This window comes from Streptomyces sp. AK08-02 (assembly GCF_033795085.1).
Classification (GTDB): Bacteria; Actinomycetota; Actinomycetes; order Streptomycetales; family Streptomycetaceae; genus Streptomyces; species Streptomyces echiniscabiei.
The window spans coordinates 280,955-297,447 of sequence record NZ_JARAZV010000015.1 but is presented as its reverse complement, the minus strand read 5'-3'; the positions used below and the strand labels follow the sequence as shown (position 1 = coordinate 297,447).

Genomic DNA, 16,493 nt, shown 5'->3' with positions numbered 1-16,493 from the left:
GGGTCCCCTCCGCCTGGCCAGCCGGTGTTGATTATCTGACGGTCCGTCAGTTCTGCGCCTCTAGAAGGTTAGTCCCGCACCTATGGACCGACAAGGCGCCAGGCCCTACGCTCCCCGCACAATCTGACTGTTCGTCAGAAGCACTTCCGGTCAGCTGGCAACTGGGGGCAACGTGAACGTCGTCGACACCGCACACGCCCTGGGTTCGGCCCGTACCCTCTGGGAACTGGTGACCCGCCGCGCCGAACTCACCCCCGACCGACCGGTCTTCCTCCAGGACGACCGCGCCCTCACCTTCGGCGAACTCCGGGCCCGCTCCGAACGGGTGGCGGCGGGCCTGTACGACATGGGTGTACGCCCCGGCACGGTCGTCGCCTGGCAGCTGCCCACCCGTATCGAGACCGCCCTGCTCTCCTTCGCCCTGGCCCGGCTGGGCGCCGTGCAGTCGCCGGTCATCCCCTTCTACCGGGACCGCGAAGTGGGCTTCGCGCTACGGGAGTCGAAGGCCGAGTTCTTCGCGGTGCCCGGCGTGTGGCGCGGCTTCGACCACACGGAGATGGCACGGCGGCTCGGCGCGAAGGGCGTCTTCCAGGCGTACGACAGCGACGAACTCCCGGACGGGGACCCGTCGTCGCTGCCGCCCCCGCCCGCCGACGGCACCTCGGTCCGCTGGATCTACTGGACCTCGGGCACGACCTCCGACCCCAAGGGGGTGCTCCACACCGACCGTTCACTCATCGCGGGCGGCTCCTGCCTCGCGCACGCACTCCGGCTCACCGAGTCGGACGTGGGCTCGATGGCCTTCCCGTACGCCCATATCGCCGGCCCCGACTACACGGTGATGCTCCTGCTGTACGGGTTCCCGGCGGTGATGTTCGAGCAGTTCGCGCTGCCGGACGCGCTGGAGGGCTACCGCAAGAACGGCGTGACCGTGGCCGGCGGATCCACGGCCTTCTACTCCATGTTCCTCGCCGAACAGCGCAAGCAGCCGGGGACTCCGGTGATCCCCTCCCTGCGGCTGCTCGCGGGCGGCGGGGCGCCGAAACCGCCGGAGGTCTACCACTCCGTCGTACGCGAGATGGGCGTACAGCTCACCCACGGGTACGGGATGACCGAGGTGCCGATGATCACCATGGGCGCACCGGACGACACGGTCGACAACCTGGCGACGACGGAGGGGCGCCCCCCGGAGGGGATGGAGATACGGGTGGTGGAGGGCGAGGTGCGACTGCGGGGCGAGGCCGTGTGCCAGGGCTATCTGGACCCCGCGCAGACCGCCGAGGCCTTCGACGAGGACGGCTTTCTGCGCACCGGCGACCTGGGATTCCTCACCGGAAGCGGGCACTTGGTGCTCACCGGGCGACTCAAGGACGTCATCATCCGCAAGGGCGAGAACATCTCGGCGAAGGAGATCGAGGACCTGCTGCACACGCATCCGGGGGTGGGTGACGTGGCGGTGGTGGGGCTGCCGGACGCGGAGCGCGGGGAGTTGGTCTGCGCGGTGGTGGAACAGGCGGCAGGCGCCGATGAGTTGACCCTCGCCGGGCTGACCTCCCACCTGCGGTCGGAAGGGCTGTCCGTGCACAAGCTGCCGGAGCGGCTGGAGCTGGTGGACGCCCTTCCACGCAACGACGCCCTGCGGAAGGTGCTCAAGTACAAGCTGCGCGAACGCTATTCGGAGCCCTCGCCCGGTCCGTCCGCCGTGCCCTCGTCCGAGTCGGAGACATCGAAGTAGCGGGCCAGCGCGTCGACGATCTCCGTCTCGCCGACCTTGCCGTCCGCGTCGGTGTCGAGCGTCGCGGCGGCCATGGCGGCGACGTCCTCGGGCACACCGAGCGCCTTGAGAACGCGTTCGGTGTCTTCGAGGGTCGCCGCGCCGTCGCCGTCCCGGTCCGCGACGGCCAGCGCCGCGTGCAGGAAGGGCCGGGCGATCTCGGCGAACCGGCCCGGGCTGTCGTGCAGCCGCTTCACCGCGCCGTTCACGAACTCGTCGCGGGTGATCCGCTGGTCGCCGTCCCGGTCCGCTATCCCCGCCATGCCCTGCCAGAAGGCCTCGGCACCGCTGTAGAGGGCCTGGCCCTTGTCGGACCGGGCAGGGGTGTCGAACTCGGCGAGCAGCGCCTTGGCCGCCACGCTGAAGTCCACGCGGTCGATGTAGCCGTTGCCGTCCTGGTCGAAGGTGGCGAACCGGGCGGCGATCTTCCGGCCGTACTCGGAGCTGACCATGTCTGTCGGGCCTGCCTTACGTCTGCGTCCTACGCCGGTGTCTTGGGTCGTCTTCCCGCACGGAGCGTACGACGCGCGGGTGACCGCCGGAGCAGGAAAACGACACCTGTACCGAGACTGGGTAAATTCCGCGACAACGGCGTCACGCGCGCGGGGTCCGGGGTCGCGCCCGTGCGGGGCCGGTCACGCGCGCGTGAAGGCCGCCTGGAGAGGCGCCGCGGCCTCGTCGGCGGCCGTGGTGACATCCGCGTAGACGTCGAAGAGGCGACGGACCCCCAGGGCACCGAGGACCCGGTTGACGTGATGGGCGTGGGCGCTCTCCGCGTCCCCCTGCGCGGGCAGGATCAGGCGCAGGCGGCCCTGGCAGGAGCGCAGCAGCCGACGGGTGGCGATGAGGACGCCGACGCCGCTGGAGTCGCAGAAGACGACCTCGGAGAGATCGAGGACGACGCTGTGACGGCCGTCGGCCACCGCGTCGTGCACGCGCTGCCGCAGCTCCGGCGAGGTGACCAGATCCATTTCCCCGGACACCCGGAGCACGGTCCAGCCGCCGTGCTCGTCGTCGGTCACCTTGAACGCCACCATCACGCCTCTATCCGACTCGTCCGGCAGAAACGGAAGCCTTACTTACGCTTCCTTTCGACGCGGCTGCCCAACAGCCATGTCATCAAACACAGCACATCCGCTCGGCCCGAACCGCAAGAGACTTGCAGGCGGTTTGCAAGGGGCCTGTTTCGGTCACCCGCGATCCAGAACGATCGAAAGCGGTGCAGATTACGTCACGATCGGTCGGTCTCCGAAGGTTCTCTACCATCCGGAGGCCTTCGGAGGGCGCACAATGCCGCAAAGCGGAGTGGGCTGTCCGAGGGGCCGACTACATTCGACGAGAGGGTGGGCGGCCACCGGACCTGGACACGAACACGGCACGGGCACGACTGGGACAACTGACGCGACCGAGACGTACGGGGGTGAGGGGGCAGCATGCCGAAGAGGGACACACCGCCCCGCTGGGACCGCAAGATGCAGCAACGACTCGCGCGCGGGGAGGCAGCCGCGCTCGGTGAGCTGTACGACCGGTTCGCGTCCCTCGTGCACGGCCTGGCCCACCGGGTCCTCGGCGACGAACAGGCCGCCGACCGCATCACCCGCGAGGTCTTCGCCCACGTCTGGCAGCACCCCGACACCTACGACCCCAAGCAGGGCCCGCTGCGTTCCTGGTTGGCCGCCCTGACCCACCGCCTCGCGGTCCAGCGCCTCCGCCAGACGGAGACGGCGGCGCTGACCCACGACGATCCGACCGACCGGGACGAGCGCCCCACGGGGTCGAGCGGCTCCATGGAGGAACTGGAACGCAGGGTCCGCCGCGCCTCCGTCGCCGCCCGCGCCGACTACATCGTCACGTCGATGCCCGCACCGTTGCGCGCCGCCCTGGAACTGGCGTACTTCCAACGGCGCGACTACCGCCAGACCGCCGCCGACCTGGGCGTCACGGAGGCCGAGGCCCGCCGCCGCCTCCGCCTCGGCCTCCAGCTCCTGTCCACGGCCCACGACACCGGCACACCGGGGGCACCCCCCGAATACGGGGGTGCGGTGTGAGCGGCGCGGGTCACGAGGACGGGGACTGGGAGAAGTACGAGGGGTACGACGCCCAGGGGCCGAACGACGGCAACGGCGACCTCGGCAGCAAGGGATCGGACCCCGGCGACCCTCCGCGCCGCATACCGATGCCGCGCTCCTCGGTCGAGGACACGGGACTCCCCCTGCCCGACGTACCCCCAGTGGCTCCAGTAGCCCCTGTCCCCGCTGTGGCTGCTGCGCCCCTCGTCCTGGAACACGACGTACTGAGGTCGCTGCTCGGGGCGTGGGCGCTGGCCGCCTGCGCGCCGGAGGAGACACTGGCCGTCGAGGAGCACCTCGGGGAGTGCGGAGCGTGCGCGGACGAGGCCCGGCGGCTGCGCGAGGCGGTCGAGCTGCTGCAACGCCCGGAGCCCCTGGACCTGGACCCGACCCTGCGCACCCGCGTCCTGCAGACCTGCCTCGACCGCCGCCCGCCGCGCATCCCGGTGCCGGAGTGGGCGGCCCCGTACGACGCGGAGACCGCCCGGCTCGACGCCCTGCTGCAGGACTTCGGCGACGCGGAGTGGCACGCGCCCGTGCGGCTGCGCTGGTTCGAGGGCACCGAGCGGACGAGCCGCCGTACGACGGTCGCCGGTGTCATCGCTCACCTGCTGAGCGTGGACGGCCTGGTCGCCGTCGCGCTGGGCCTCGACGACCCGCTCACCGGCGAGTGGAAGACCCCGGTCGCCCCGACTCCGGCGGGCCGTACGGAGGCGTACTGGCAGGCCTCGCACCACCCGCACAACCGTTCCGTACGGCTGCCGTGGCGGGAGCAGAGCCATGGCATCGTCCGGACGGTGGCGTTCGCGGGCGGCGGCTCGGGGAAGCTGCCTGTGTCGTACGGTGACTTCGAACTGCCCTTGCGGGACGCGATGTTGGACCGCGCCTTCGAGTGCTGGGTACACGCGGGCGACATCGCGGACGCGGTCGACTACCCCCACGAACCGCCGGCCCCGCGCCACCTCCACGACATGATCGACCTCGCGGCCCGCATGCTCCCGGAAGCACTGGCCGCCCGCCGCCAGGCGGGCCTCGCCTCCCCGGACCGGACGACCCGCCACCTGGTCCCGGCGGGCGAACCCGGCCGCAGCCTCCGTCTGGAGATCGAGGGCTCCGGCGGCGGCGAGTGGTTCATCCCCCTGGACTCCCCTGCCGCCGTCCCCTCAGCGGCCCACGAGGTCGCCCATGTGGCCCTGGACGGCGTGGAGTTCTGCCAGCTGGCGGCGGGCCACGTCTCCCCGGAGGAGGCCGCGGCGGGACAGGACGGGGACCGGGAGGCCATCAGGGACGTGCTGTTCGCGGCGGCTTCGCTGAGCCGGATGTAGGCACCGGACGTGAACAGGACTGTCGTCTCTGTCCCGCCCCGGCGATGAGTTTTCCGGCGCCCACCGGTCTACCCCCCCCCGACCGATACAGACAGCCAGCTCACCGGGAGTAAGTCATGGGCCTCATCCACATCGAGATGTTCGCGACCCTCGACCTCGTCGGACAGGCGCCCGGTGGGCCCGACGAGGATCCGGTGGGGTTTCCGTTCGGCGGGTGGCAGGCGCCCCTGATGGACGAGGCCACCGGAGCGCAGATCCTCGCCGCGTACGAGGGCACGGACGCCCTTCTGCTGGGCCGGCGGACGTATGACCTCTTCGCCGGTTACTGGCCGCATCAGAAGGGTGGCGAGGACAACGAGATCGCCACGCTCTTCAACAGCGTCCCGAAGTACGTGGCGTCCCGTGGCACGCCCGACCTCTCGTGGGCCGGGTCCACGCACCTCGGCCCGGATCTGGCCGGCGCGGTGCGCGAGATCCGGGACCGGCACGAGAACGTGAAGGTCGTCGGCAGCCTGGACCTGGTGCAGACCCTGCTGCGCGAGAAGCTGTTCGACCGTCTCGACCTCTGGGTGCACCCGGTCGTCCTCGGCGTCGGCAAGAAGGTCTTCGACGGCGGCACGGTGCCCACGAACATCACGCTCCTCGAACCCCCGGCGGCCGGCGCCAAGGGCACCGTGTACCTGCGCTACGGGCTCGCGGACGGCACACCGAGGACCGGCGACATGAGCGCACCCGACCGCGGCGTCGGACGCGACGACGCCTGAACCGTCCCGGCCGCCCCCCGCGACGGAAGCCGGGTCGCGTCCGGCCTGATCGCCCAACCGCTCAGACACAGTCGCAGGGCCAGGCCTGGACGACGAGCACGGCCGCCCCCGCGAAGGTGGCGGCCGCCGCGCCGGCCAGTCGCCCGCGCTGTCCTGGCCTGGCGGGGCGAAGCAGCTCCCAGCCGCCGTAGCCGAGGAGGACCAGCAGGGCGCCGCCCAGGGCTCCGGTGACGAGCGGACTGTGCTTCCAGCCCTCGTGGGACACCAGAAACACAACCGCGACGGCGACGCAGACGACGAACGCCAGCACCAACTCCCCGGCGACTTCTTCCAGGAGCTCCTTGAGGAACGAGCCGACGCCGCGCACCACCCGCAGGACACGGCTCCGAACGCCGGCGACAGTCACGCGCCACACGCCCCCAGCCCCGGTCCAGGTTCGCCGGACTCCTAGGCGAACACCACGGTCCGTCGCCCGTTCAGCAGAATCCGCCGCTCCGCGTGCCATTTCACCGCGCGCGCCAGTGCCTGGCACTCCACGTCGCGGCCGATGGCCACCAGCTGGTCCGGAGTCACGTCGTGGGCGACGCGCTCGACCTCCTGCTCGATGATCGGGCCCTCGTCCAGGTCCGCCGTGACGTAGTGCGCCGTCGCTCCGATCAGCTTGACGCCTCGGGCGTGGGCCTGGTGGTACGGCTTGGCGCCCTTGAAGCTCGGGAGGAAGGAGTGGTGGATGTTGATGATCCGGCCGCTGAGCGCCTTGCACAGGTCGTCCGACAGCACCTGCATGTAGCGGGCCAGGACGACCAGTTCCACGTTCTTCTCGCGGACCAGCTCCAGGAGTTGTGCCTCGGCCTGTGCCTTCGTGTCCTTCGTCACCGGGATGTGGACGAAGGGGACGTCGTACGAGGCGACCAGCTCGGCGAAGTCCGTGTGGTTGGAGACGACCGCCGCGATGTCGACCGGCAGCGCGCCGATGCGGGCGCGGAAGAGGAGGTCGTTGAGGCAGTGGCCGAACTTGCTGACCATGAGGACGACCCGCATACGGTCCTCGGCCCGGTGGATCTGCCAGTCCATGTGGAAGGCGTCACCGATCGCCGCGAAACTCGCGCGCAGCTTGTCGACCGTCACCGGCGTCTCTCCCGAGAAGTGGACGCGCATGAAGAACAGTCCCGTGTCCCGGTCGCCGAACTGCTGGCTGTCCTCGATGTTGCAGCCGGTCATGAAGAGGTAGCTCGACACGGCGTGCACGATGCCCTGTTTGTCGGGGCAGGAGAGCGTGAGGACGTACTGCTCGGCGGGGGGCGCGGCCTGGCTGGACTGCTCGTTCATGCCGGACAGGGTCCCATATCCACCTGGTACGGCCGACTCCCGTCCGCCACCCGGAACGGGCCTCCGGAACGGACCGGCCGGGACGCCCATGTGCGCCTACGCCGAGCGCGTCAGTATCCGCAGTACCTCCAGCGTGCGCGGCGGCACGTCCGGTTCCTCGCCGTCGCTCGCCGCCAGGCGCACATGGGCGTCCCGGGCCGCGCGGACGGCCTCCGGCCAGCCGGCGTGGTCGAGGTAGGCCGAGACGGGGGCGTCCGGGCCGACCTGGTGCATGATCCGCAGGACGCGGAGTACGGCGGTGTCGACGAGGGCGGCTTCCTGGGAGTCCCGGAAGATCGTGCCGACGTATTTCTCGGCGGACCAGCTGTCCAGCCAGGTGTCCTCGACCAGGCGGTACACGGCGTCGGTGACGTCCCCGTAGCCGTCGACGCCGGCCAGCCAGACGTCTCGCTGGAACACCGGATCGGAGAGCATGTGCAGCGCGGAGCGCACATTGCTGCGCCAGCGCCACCACGGCATGTCGTTGAGTGGCATGCCGCCCATGGTGGGGGAGCGACGGCCGCGACGGGAAGAGTCTTCCGAACCTTGCACGGTCATCGATCGTACGGTCCCTGTGAAAATGAGATCAACACCCCCCGTAATTCACCTCCCCGTCACCGCCTGTCGACCAAGGGTCACATCCGGGTTGGCTGTGTGACGGAATCGTGCGTGTCCATGACCGGCAGGCGAGGCACCCGCAGCTCCTTCCGCACCAATCTCCCCATGTCGATGGGCGTGCTGGCCGTGTGCGCGGCACTCACCGCCGGCTGCGGGGTCATACCCGGCACCTCGGCAGGCGCCGAGGGCGGCGACATCACCGTCATGACCTGGGCACCGGAGGGCACCGACGCCACCAACAAACCCGGTATGCCGGCCATGGCGCAGGCGTACGCCCGCTGGATCAACTCCACGGGGGGCCTGAACGGGCGCAAGCTCAAGGTCCTGACCTGCAACGACCACAACGACGGGGTGGCCGCCGCGAAGTGCGCCCGGCGCGCCGCCGACGAGGACGTCGTCGCGGTCGTCGGCTCCTACAGCCAGTTCGGCGACGACTTCCTGGGCCCGCTGGCCTCCGCCGGAATCCCCTACATCGGCGGCTACGGCGTCACCAACGACGAGTTCACCAATCCGATGTCCTACCCGGTCAACGGCGGCTCGCCCGCCCTTCTGGCCGGCCTCGGCAAGGAGCTCGCCTCCGTCTGCGGGCCCGTCGCCCTGATCCGCCCCGACACCATCGCGGGCGACCAGCTGCCCCAGCTCCTCGACTCCGGGCTGCGGGCGGGCGGCCACGCCGAGGCGCGGGACCAGTTGGCCGCCGAGAACGCCACCGAGTACGCGACGCACACCCGGCTCGCCCTGGAGCGCACGGCGGGCAAGGCGGGCGCAGCGGGCACGGAAGCCGAGCGCGAGGGCTGTGTCGTGCCCGCGCTCGGGGACCGTACGAACACCTTCATGGACTCCTTCCGGCGCGACCGCGAGGACTACCCGGCCGTACGCACCGCCACCGTCCTCGGCAGCGTCGACCAGACGGTGATCAACGCGACCGGGGGCAGGACGGGTCCGTACGAGGGCTCGTACATCACCGGCTGGTACCCGGTGGCCGGCGACGCCCGCTGGGACGGGATGAAGAAGGTCATCAACGAGGAGGCCTTCGACGACAACCGCATCGACCCGCAGGACGCGGGGGTGCAGACCACCTGGATCGCGTACACCGTCCTCAAGACGGTCGTCGAGTCGCTGGGCGAGGGCGAGGTGTCGTCGACCACGGTCCGGCGGGCCCTCGACGACGGTGTCCGGGTCAGCACCGGCGGCCTCACCCCGGCGCTGCGCTGGCGCTTCGAGGACCTGCTGTCGGTGGTCGGCTTCCCGCGCCTCATCAACGCGCGGGTGACCCTCCAGGTCGTGCGCGGGGGCCGCCTCGTCGCCGCGCGCGAGGGCTCCGTCGACACGAGGAAGCTGCTGGAGAGCGCGACGGACTGACAACCGGCGGGCGGTCCCTCCCGGAGGGACCGCGCCGGGTCGGAACCGGGTCAGAGCTGGGTGGACTGGCGCTCCGTCAGGCCGTACGGCTTCGCGATCGCGTTCCACAGCTCGGCCGCCTTGGCCTTCTGCTCGGTGGCGATGCCGCTCTGCTGGTTGCCCTTCTGCGTCTGGCCGGTCGAACGGGCCTGGCCCTTCCGGCAGCCGTGCTTGCCCGCCACCTGGTCGGCCCAGGCCGCGTAGTGCTCGTCGGCCGACTGGGACGCGTGCCACGCCTTGGTGAGGGCGTCGGTCAGCTGGGCGTTCTCGGGGAGCTTGTCGACGGACAGCGACGCGAGCCGGGTGACCAGCTCGCCGCGCTGCTGGGCCGCGCCGCGCAGGTCGGCGGCGGCCTGGCCGAGGTTGTTGCAGGACTTGACGTTCGCCACGGCCTTGATCACCGTGTCGCGGCTGTTGTTGCTGTCGGCGAGAAGCTTGTCGAGTTCGACGGCCTGCGCCTTGGCCGGGTCGGCGGCCGGTGCCTCGGACTCCTTCGGCGCGGCCGAGGTCGCCGCGACCGTCTTGTTGCCCGCGTCGTTGGCGCTGTCCCCGCCACTGCTGCTCAGATAGGCGCCGGCGCCTATCCCGAGCACGGCGATGCCGACCCCGAGGGCCGCGATGACGGGCACCCGTGAACGCCTGCCGCCACCGCCCCCGCCGCCGTGCCGGTCGTCCGTGTCGTGGGGCTCGTGCGGCCCGCCCGCCTGGAAGCCGTACGGGGCCTGCTGGGCGGCGTACGGAGCCTGCTGGCCGTAGGGCCCGGGGGCGGGCTGCTGGTGCTGCTGGGGCTGGATGCGGGGCATCTGCTGGGTGGCGCCGGCCGGTGACCCGGCGCCGGGTGCGCTCGGGCCGCCGCGGAAGAGGTTGTCGAAGTCGGAGGGCGGCTGACGGTCGTCGGGGCCGCCCGGGTGTCCGCCGTACGGCCCTGCGGGCACCGGCGGGATGTACTGGGTGGCGTCGGCGTCGGAACCGCCGGGGGCGGCCTGCGGGACGCGGCCCAGATACGCGGTCGCCTCGGCGGCCGTCGCGGGCGGCATCGCGCCGGGGCCCACGGGCGGCACGGGCGGGAGGAACTGCGTCGCCGCCTCGTTGACGTGCGGGGCCTGGTGGGAGGGCGCGGGGGAGTGCGCCGTCACCGGCGGGAGGTACTGGGTGGCCGGTTCGGCGACCGGCCCGGGGGTGCCGGGAACGGGCGGGATGTACTGGGTCGCGCCCTCGTCGACGGGCGGCAGCGGAGCACCGGGCGCGGCGGCGTACGGGAGGGCCGCACCGCCCTCGGGCGGCAGCGGGGCGCCACCGTACTGCCCGTACTGCTGCCCGTACGACTGTCCGTGCTGATGCCCGTAGAGCTGATGGGCCTGCTCGGGAGCCGGCTGCTGGGCCTGCTGCTGGTACTCCGGCATGGGTATGCCCCCGGCGGCGGGCGGGAGCGGCGCGGACCCGGCGCCGTGGGGGGCGTCCGGGGTCGGCTGGTCGCCGTAACCGGGCTGCTGGGCCCAACCGCCGGACATGTGCGGGTCGTTGTCCCACGCCGGGGCCGACGGCGCCTGCTGCTCGGGCTGTTGCTGCGGCTGGGGGTGGAACTGGCCCTGGTCACCCCACTGTTGGTGCTGGTACTGGTACTGCTCCTGGTGCTGCTGAGCGTCCGGTGCCGCGGGCCAGCCATCGGCCGCCGGAGGCTGCCCCTGCCCCTGGGCCTGGGCCTGGTTCATGTCCGGGCCCCACGGCTGTCCCCAGGCCTGACCGGTGGTCGGGTTCGGGTTCGGCGGTGGAGGCAGCGCCGGGGCGGGGACGGGCCTGCCGACGCTTCCCCCCGTCATGCCCGGCAGCAGCGGTTCGCCGCCGTCGGAGGGCAGCACGATGCCTTCGCGCGCCACGCGCGGCGAGGGCTCCTCGCCCTGTCCACTCTGCGTCACCGGGACTCCTACTGATGGGGGACCTTCGGAATCGTCGGTTAACGCTACCGGGTCCCCGGAATCCGATTCACCGCAGCACAGGACCGGACCGGTCCCCCACCAGCCGCTCAGCCTTCCGCTGTGTCTCCCGTCACGCCGCCGACCGCAGGTCCAGCCGAGCCCCGAACTCCCGGACCACGGATTCCTCGCGGTACGGCTCCAGGCGCATGTGGAGGTCCTCCAGGTACTCGGCGCCCCGGTTGGAGCGCAGGGTGCCGAGGAGTTCCACCGCGCGCAGCCCCGTGTGGCAGGCCTCCTCCACCTCGCGCTGCTGGACCTGTGCCGTGGCCAGCAGCACCAGTCCGATGGCCCGGCGCCGGGCTCGCGTCTCGGGGTGTCCGTCCAGCGACTCCTGCGCGCACCGCGCCGCCGCCTCGGCCTGGCCGAGGTCCCGGTGGCAGTGCGCCAACTCGTCGGCCAGATAGGCCCCGTCGAAGTGGGCGATCCACGCCGGGTCGTCCCCGGACTCCGGATCGGCCGCGTCCAGCGCGTTGACCGCGCGCGACGACGCCAGCTGGGCCGACCGCGCGTCGCCCATCAGGGCGTGCCCCCGGGCCTCGGCCGCGTGGAACATCGCCTCCGCGCGCGGGGTGACCCTGCCACGCGCCCCTTCCTGTGCCGCCCGCGCCAACTGGGCGATCTCCCGCGGGTTTCCGAGCTGCGCGGCGAGATGGCTCATGGAGGCGGCGAGTACGTACCCTCCGTACCCCCGGTCCCCGGCCGCCTGGGCGAGCCGGAGCGCCTGGATGTAGTAGCGCTGGGCGAGACCGGGCTGGCCGGTGTCGACCGCCATGTACCCGGCGAGTTCGGTCAGCCGCGCGACGGCGGCGAAGAGGTCACGGCCGACCGCCTCCCGGTACGAGCCCGCCAGCAGCCCGGAGACGACGCTGTTGAGGTAGTGCACGAGGACCGGACGGACATGCCCGCTGCCGAACTGGTGGTCCAGGTCCGTCAGCGCCTGTGTCATCGCGCGCACCGCGGCCACGTCCGACGGCCCCACGCGGGGGCCCGCCTGACGCGCCACCTGGGAGTCGGGGGACGAGATCAGCCAGTCCCGGCTGGGCTCCACGAGCGCGGACGCGGCGACGGACGAACCGGAGAGGAAGTCCCGCCGGCCCACGTCACTGCGCCACAGCTCACACACCTGCTCGATGGCGCCGAGGACGGTCGGGGAGAACTGGAGTCCGACGCCCGAGGCGAGGTTCTTGCCGTTGGCCATGCCGATCTCGTCGATCGTGACCGTACGGCCGAGTTTTCGGCCGAGGGCCTCGGCGATGATCGCGGGCGCCCGGCCCCGGGGCTGCTGTCCGCGCAGCCAACGGGCCACGGACGTCTTGTCGTACCGCAGATCGTGGCCGTGCTCCGCGCCGCACATGTTGACCCGACGGGCCAGCCCGGCGTTCGAGCAGCCCGCTTCCTGGATGAGCGCCTGCAGCCGTTCGTTCGGCTGCCGCGCGACGAGAGGCCTTGCGGCCATGGCGTACCCCCTGAGGCTGCGGTGCCGTGCCCACGCACCGGGTTGACGTGTCTTCCGTGCCCGGATCCCCTTCCGTACGCGGCCCGACGAGCGGACGAGTACGGCGAAAAGATCCGGCCTCGAAGATCAATGCCCCGCAGACATGCCGACAATGCGAAGCATGTGAGGATTGCCGGGGTAAAGGCGGATGCCCAGCCCCACCCCTGCCTACCCAGCCCCGTCCCGGATCCTCCTGCGCGCCCCCGCCCATGCATCCATGCGCCCCAGATGCGGAATCGATGCTCCTCCCCCGCGCATGTGACATGCGTAACTCATGAATCCCACTAGAGTTGTCCTCATCGTGGAAGAGACCATCGCGGGCCCTGATGCTGCCCAAATCCCCAAGCAACGCGGCGAATCCCTCTTGGAAACCGCCGTCCGTTACGCCGAAGAACGCCACTGGGACGTGTTTCCCGGTACGTGGCTGGAAGCAGTCGACGGGGTGCAGCGATGCTCCTGCGGCGACACAGCGTGCGCCCTGCCCGGCGCACACCCGTCGCGTCCCGACTGGATCACGCAGGCCACAGGCAGTGCGACCGTCGCGCGCCGGCTGTGGACCGACCAGCCGACGGCGTCGATCCTGCTGCCGACCGGCCATACGTTCGATGCGATTGACGTGCCCGAGACCGCCGGGTTCCTCGCGCTGGCGCGTATGGAGCGGATGGAACTGACGCTCGGACCGGTGATGTTGACGCCGGATCGGCGGATGCGGTTCTTCGTGTTGCCGGGGGCGTCGGTGAAGGTGCCTGATCTGGTGCGCAAGTTGGGGTGGTCGCCTGCCTCGCTGGATCTGGTCGCGTTGGGTGAGGGCGCGTATGTGGCTGCGCCGCCTACCCGGTACGCGTCTCGGGGGGCTGTGCAGTGGGCCTGCCGGCCTACGCCTGCGAATCGGTGGCTGCCGGATGCGGAGGAGTTGATCTCGCCGCTTGCCTATGCGTGTGGGCGGGATCGGTAGGTTCGCCGTTCGGGGTGCCTGGTTTCGGTTGTCTGGCGGCTGCGGGTGCGCTGTGGCTTGTCGCGCAGTTCCCCGCGCCCCTGAAAAGCCTGCGGTTGCCGCTCGTCGGTAACTTCCCTGCGCCCCTGAAAGGCCTGGGGTTGCCGCTCGTCGGTCACTTCCCCGTGCCCCTGAAAAGCCCGGGGTTGCCGCTCGTCGGTCACTTCCCCGCGCCCCTGAAAAGCCCGGGGTTGCCGCCCGTCGCCGCCGATCGAATGCGGCCCCGTGTGCCGGGGACGGCTGCCGCTTAGGCTCCTCGCATGGTTGATGGTGCTGCCGTGCGGGTGCGGGGACTCTGGAAGCGGTTCGGGCAGCAGGTCGCTGTTGCCGGGATCGATCTGGAGTTGCCCGCCGGGAAGTTCGTCGGGCTCGTCGGGCCGAACGGGGCCGGGAAGACGACCACGCTCTCGATGGTGACCGGGCTGCTGCGGCCCGACCAGGGCACCGTGGAGGTCGTGGGGCACGACGTGTGGAGCGACCCCGTCGAGGTCAAGGCGCGGATCGGGGTGCTGCCCGAAGGGCTTCGGCTCTTCGAGCGGCTGTCCGGGCGTGAACTGCTCGCCTACTCCGGTCGCTTGCGTGGCCTGCCCGGCGTCGAGGTCGACAAGCGGGCGGCCCAGCTTCTCGACGTCCTCGACCTGGCCGGCGCGCAGCACAAACTCGTCGTCGACTACTCGACCGGCATGCGCAAGAAGATCGGCCTCGCCGCCGCTCTCCTCCACAATCCCGAAATCCTGTTCCTCGACGAGCCGTTCGAGGGCGTGGACCCGGTGTCGGCGCAGATCATCCGGGGTGTGCTGGAGCGGTACACCGGCTCCGGCGCCACCGTCGTCTTCTCCTCCCATGTCATGGAGCTGGTCGAGTCGCTGTGCGACTGGGTCGCGGTGATGGCGGCGGGACGGATCCGGGCGCACGGCCCGCTGGCCGACGTGCGGGGTGACGCGCCCACGCTCCAGCACGCGTTCCTCGAACTCGTCGGCGCGGGCGAGCGCGACCACGGGTCCCACCTCGACTGGCTGGGCGGCGGCGCCCGATGACGGGGGACGCGTCGGTCACCTCGGTCGTCGTACGCCTGAAACTGTCGCTGCTTCGCAACGGGCTGCGGCAGTCAGCGGGGCGGCGGGCCGCGTACGTCACCTCCCTCGTCGTCGTGCTGCTGCTCGCCGCGCTGCAGTTCCTGGGACTGATCGCGCTGCGCGGCAACGCGCACGCCGCGTCCGTCACCGTCATCCTCCTCGCGGTGATGGCGCTGGGCTGGACCTTCATGCCGCTGTTCTTTCCCAGCGGGGACGAGACCCTCGACCCGACCCGGCTGGTGATGCTGCCGTTGCGCCCCCGGCCACTGGTCCGGGCGCTGCTCGTGGCCTCGCTCGTGGGCATCGGGCCGCTGTTCACCCTGTCGCTGCTCGTGGGGTCGGTACTCGCCCTGGCGCACGGCGGGGCGGCGTTCGCCGTGTCGCTCGTCGCCGTTCCCCTCGCGCTGCTGGTGTGCGTGGCGCTCGCGCGGGCCGTCGCCGCCGCCAACGTCCGGTTGCTCAGCAGCCGCAAGGGGCGCGATCTCGCCGTACTCAGCGGGCTGGTCGTCGCGATCGGGGCGCAGCTCGTCAACTTCGGTATGCAGCAGCTCGGTTCGGCGGGGCTCGGCCAACTCGACCCGGCCGCCGCCGTGTTGGCCTGGGTGCCGCCCGCGTCCGCCCTCGGCGCGGTGGACTCGGCGAGCGACGGCTCGTACGGCGTCGCCCTCGCCCGACTCGCCCTCAGCGCGGGGACGCTGGTGGTGCTGTTGCGGGTCTGGTCGCGCACCCTCACCCGGCTGATGACCTCGCCCGACGGGTCGACCCTGCAGGCCGCCGAGCCGTCCGGCAAGCGGGAGCGGACGTCCGGCGGGCCGGCCCGGTGGCTGCCGGACGGGCGTACCGGGACCGTCATGGAGCGGAGTCTGCGCTATGCGTGGCGGGACCCCAAGACCAAGGCCGCGTGGGTGACCTCGCTGGCGATCGGCCTCATCGTGCCGGTGTTCAACGCGATACAGGGCACCGGTTCGGTCTACTTCGCCTGCTTCGCGGCCGGGATGCTCGGCATCCAGATGTACAACCAGTTCGGCCAGGACACCTCCGCCTTCTGGATGGTCGCGATGACGATCTCGTCCACCCGGGACGCGTACGTCGAACTACGTGGCCGGGCACTGGCGTTGCTGCTGATCAGCCTGCCGTACGCCATCCTCGTGGTCGTTCTCACCACCGCGCTGCTCGACGACTGGACCTCGCTGCCCGAGGCGCTCGGGATGTCCCTCGCGCTGCTGGGGGCGATGCTGGCGGCCGGGGCCTGGTCGTCGGCCCAGTACCCGTACTCCATCCCGCAGGAGAACTACAAGAACGTGGCCCCCGGGCAGGCCGGGCTCGCCATGGCCGCCATTTTCGGCGGCATGGTCGGCGCCGCCCTGCTGTGCGCCCCCGTCATCGCCCTCACCATCTGGCTGAACGTCGACTCGGGCGGGGACCGGTGGACGTGGCTGCTGCTGCCGGTCGGCGCCGGCTACGGCGCCCTGCTCGTCCTGCTCGGACTGCGACTCTCCGCACCGCGCACGGCACGGCGGCTGCCGGAGATTCTGGCGGCGGTCAGCAAGGGCTGAACCCGCCCGCACACCCCGACAACTCCGCCGAACTTGCCTACGGCATAAGGGGTTTGCGCCACAAATCGCGGGGAGGG

General features: G+C 71.4%; 15 protein-coding genes. 8 read left to right on the top strand and 7 right to left on the bottom strand.

Annotated elements, in window-relative coordinates; translation table 11 throughout:
* Positions 1 to 172 precede the first annotated feature (172 nt).
* Positions 173 to 1,735 (top strand): class I adenylate-forming enzyme family protein, encoded by a 1,563-nt coding sequence (locus PV734_RS30850; RefSeq protein WP_319095408.1) that lies wholly within the window; start codon positions 173 to 175, stop codon positions 1,733 to 1,735.
* Here PV734_RS30850 and PV734_RS30845 read toward each other — a convergent pair.
* Together PV734_RS30845 and PV734_RS30840 are read right to left on the bottom strand one after the other, a co-directional pair.
* Complete coding sequence (locus tag PV734_RS30845) at positions 1,672 to 2,226, bottom strand: EF-hand domain-containing protein (protein WP_319095409.1); 555 nt, start codon at positions 2,224 to 2,226, stop codon at positions 1,672 to 1,674. The two genes, PV734_RS30850 and PV734_RS30845, sit on opposite strands and share 64 nt — an antisense overlap.
* Before the next feature lie 183 nt (positions 2,227 to 2,409).
* Positions 2,410 to 2,811, bottom strand: coding sequence for an STAS domain-containing protein (locus tag PV734_RS30840; protein ID WP_319095410.1), 402 nt, complete (start codon positions 2,809 to 2,811; stop codon positions 2,410 to 2,412).
* Between the two features lie 396 nt (positions 2,812 to 3,207).
* Between PV734_RS30840 and PV734_RS30835 the strand changes: the two genes are divergently transcribed.
* The 3 genes from PV734_RS30835 to PV734_RS30825 all read left to right on the top strand — a co-directional run bounded on the left by PV734_RS30835 (position 3,208) and on the right by PV734_RS30825 (position 5,932).
* On the top strand, positions 3,208 to 3,822 hold the full coding sequence (locus PV734_RS30835) for a sigma-70 family RNA polymerase sigma factor (protein ID WP_319095411.1): 615 nt from the start codon (positions 3,208 to 3,210) through the stop codon (positions 3,820 to 3,822).
* Positions 3,819 to 5,168, top strand: coding sequence for a zf-HC2 domain-containing protein (locus PV734_RS30830; protein WP_319292933.1), 1,350 nt, complete (start codon positions 3,819 to 3,821; stop codon positions 5,166 to 5,168). The genes PV734_RS30835 and PV734_RS30830 overlap by 4 nt, the downstream gene beginning before the upstream one ends.
* 116 nt (positions 5,169 to 5,284) lie before the next feature.
* Complete coding sequence (locus tag PV734_RS30825; protein WP_319292931.1) at positions 5,285 to 5,932, top strand: dihydrofolate reductase family protein; 648 nt, start codon at positions 5,285 to 5,287, stop codon at positions 5,930 to 5,932.
* A 61-nt stretch (positions 5,933 to 5,993) separates the two neighbouring features.
* On the opposite strand, the gene PV734_RS30820 is transcribed toward PV734_RS30825, so the two are convergent.
* The 3 genes from PV734_RS30820 to PV734_RS30810 form a co-directional block, all read right to left on the bottom strand.
* Positions 5,994 to 6,338: a hypothetical protein gene (locus tag PV734_RS30820; protein ID WP_319095414.1), complete on the bottom strand. Its 345-nt coding sequence runs from the start codon at positions 6,336 to 6,338 to the stop codon at positions 5,994 to 5,996.
* 41 nt (positions 6,339 to 6,379) lie between these two features.
* Entirely contained in the window at positions 6,380 to 7,261 is an 882-nt protein-coding gene (gene purU / locus PV734_RS30815; protein WP_319095415.1) for a formyltetrahydrofolate deformylase, read from the bottom strand.
* Between the two features lie 96 nt (positions 7,262 to 7,357).
* Complete coding sequence (locus PV734_RS30810; RefSeq protein WP_006374073.1) at positions 7,358 to 7,858, bottom strand: SCO4402 family protein; 501 nt, start codon at positions 7,856 to 7,858, stop codon at positions 7,358 to 7,360.
* Positions 7,859 to 7,975: 117 nt separating this feature from the next.
* Here PV734_RS30810 and PV734_RS30805 point away from each other — a divergent pair, with 117 nt between their 5' ends.
* Positions 7,976 to 9,280: an ABC transporter substrate-binding protein gene (locus PV734_RS30805; protein ID WP_319292928.1), complete on the top strand. Its 1,305-nt coding sequence runs from the start codon at positions 7,976 to 7,978 to the stop codon at positions 9,278 to 9,280.
* Positions 9,281 to 9,330: 50 nt separating this feature from the next.
* Here the strand turns inward: PV734_RS30805 and PV734_RS30800 are convergent, their stop codons facing one another.
* Together PV734_RS30800 and PV734_RS30795 are read right to left on the bottom strand one after the other, a co-directional pair.
* Complete coding sequence (locus tag PV734_RS30800) at positions 9,331 to 11,235, bottom strand: hypothetical protein (protein WP_319292926.1); 1,905 nt, start codon at positions 11,233 to 11,235, stop codon at positions 9,331 to 9,333.
* A 130-nt stretch (positions 11,236 to 11,365) separates the two neighbouring features.
* Positions 11,366 to 12,751, bottom strand: a complete 1,386-nt coding sequence (locus PV734_RS30795; protein ID WP_319095418.1) for a transcriptional regulator — start codon at positions 12,749 to 12,751, stop codon at positions 11,366 to 11,368.
* Between the two features lie 340 nt (positions 12,752 to 13,091).
* Between PV734_RS30795 and PV734_RS30790 the strand changes: the two genes are divergently transcribed.
* The 3 genes from PV734_RS30790 to PV734_RS30780 all read left to right on the top strand — a co-directional run bounded on the left by PV734_RS30790 (position 13,092) and on the right by PV734_RS30780 (position 16,416).
* A complete protein-coding gene (locus PV734_RS30790) occupies positions 13,092 to 13,745 on the top strand; it encodes a bifunctional DNA primase/polymerase (protein WP_319095419.1) in 654 nt (217 codons plus the stop codon).
* A 299-nt stretch (positions 13,746 to 14,044) separates the two neighbouring features.
* Positions 14,045 to 14,821: an ABC transporter ATP-binding protein gene (locus tag PV734_RS30785; protein ID WP_319292924.1), complete on the top strand. Its 777-nt coding sequence runs from the start codon at positions 14,045 to 14,047 to the stop codon at positions 14,819 to 14,821.
* Positions 14,818 to 16,416 (top strand): transporter, encoded by a 1,599-nt coding sequence (locus PV734_RS30780; protein WP_319095422.1) that lies wholly within the window; start codon positions 14,818 to 14,820, stop codon positions 16,414 to 16,416. The genes PV734_RS30785 and PV734_RS30780 overlap by 4 nt, the downstream gene beginning before the upstream one ends.
* Positions 16,417 to 16,493: the final 77 nt, after the last annotated feature.

Excerpts from the sequence above, each read along its gene's own strand:
- purU (WP_319095415.1), bottom strand. The coding sequence starts at position 7,261 with ATGAACGAGCAGTCCAGCCAGGCCGCGCCCCCCGCCGAGCAGTACGTC.
- PV734_RS30845 (WP_319095409.1), bottom strand. The coding sequence starts at position 2,226 with ATGGTCAGCTCCGAGTACGGCCGGAAGATCGCCGCCCGGTTCGCCACC.
- PV734_RS30785 (WP_319292924.1), top strand. The coding sequence starts at position 14,045 with ATGGTTGATGGTGCTGCCGTGCGGGTGCGGGGACTCTGGAAGCGGTTC.
- PV734_RS30835 (WP_319095411.1), top strand. The coding sequence starts at position 3,208 with ATGCCGAAGAGGGACACACCGCCCCGCTGGGACCGCAAGATGCAGCAA.
- PV734_RS30810 (WP_006374073.1), bottom strand. The coding sequence starts at position 7,858 with ATGACCGTGCAAGGTTCGGAAGACTCTTCCCGTCGCGGCCGTCGCTCC.
- PV734_RS30825 (WP_319292931.1), top strand. The coding sequence starts at position 5,285 with ATGGGCCTCATCCACATCGAGATGTTCGCGACCCTCGACCTCGTCGGA.
- PV734_RS30795 (WP_319095418.1), bottom strand. The coding sequence starts at position 12,751 with ATGGCCGCAAGGCCTCTCGTCGCGCGGCAGCCGAACGAACGGCTGCAG.
- PV734_RS30840 (WP_319095410.1), bottom strand. The coding sequence starts at position 2,811 with ATGGTGGCGTTCAAGGTGACCGACGACGAGCACGGCGGCTGGACCGTG.
- PV734_RS30805 (WP_319292928.1), top strand. The coding sequence starts at position 7,976 with ATGACCGGCAGGCGAGGCACCCGCAGCTCCTTCCGCACCAATCTCCCC.
- PV734_RS30780 (WP_319095422.1), top strand. The coding sequence starts at position 14,818 with ATGACGGGGGACGCGTCGGTCACCTCGGTCGTCGTACGCCTGAAACTG.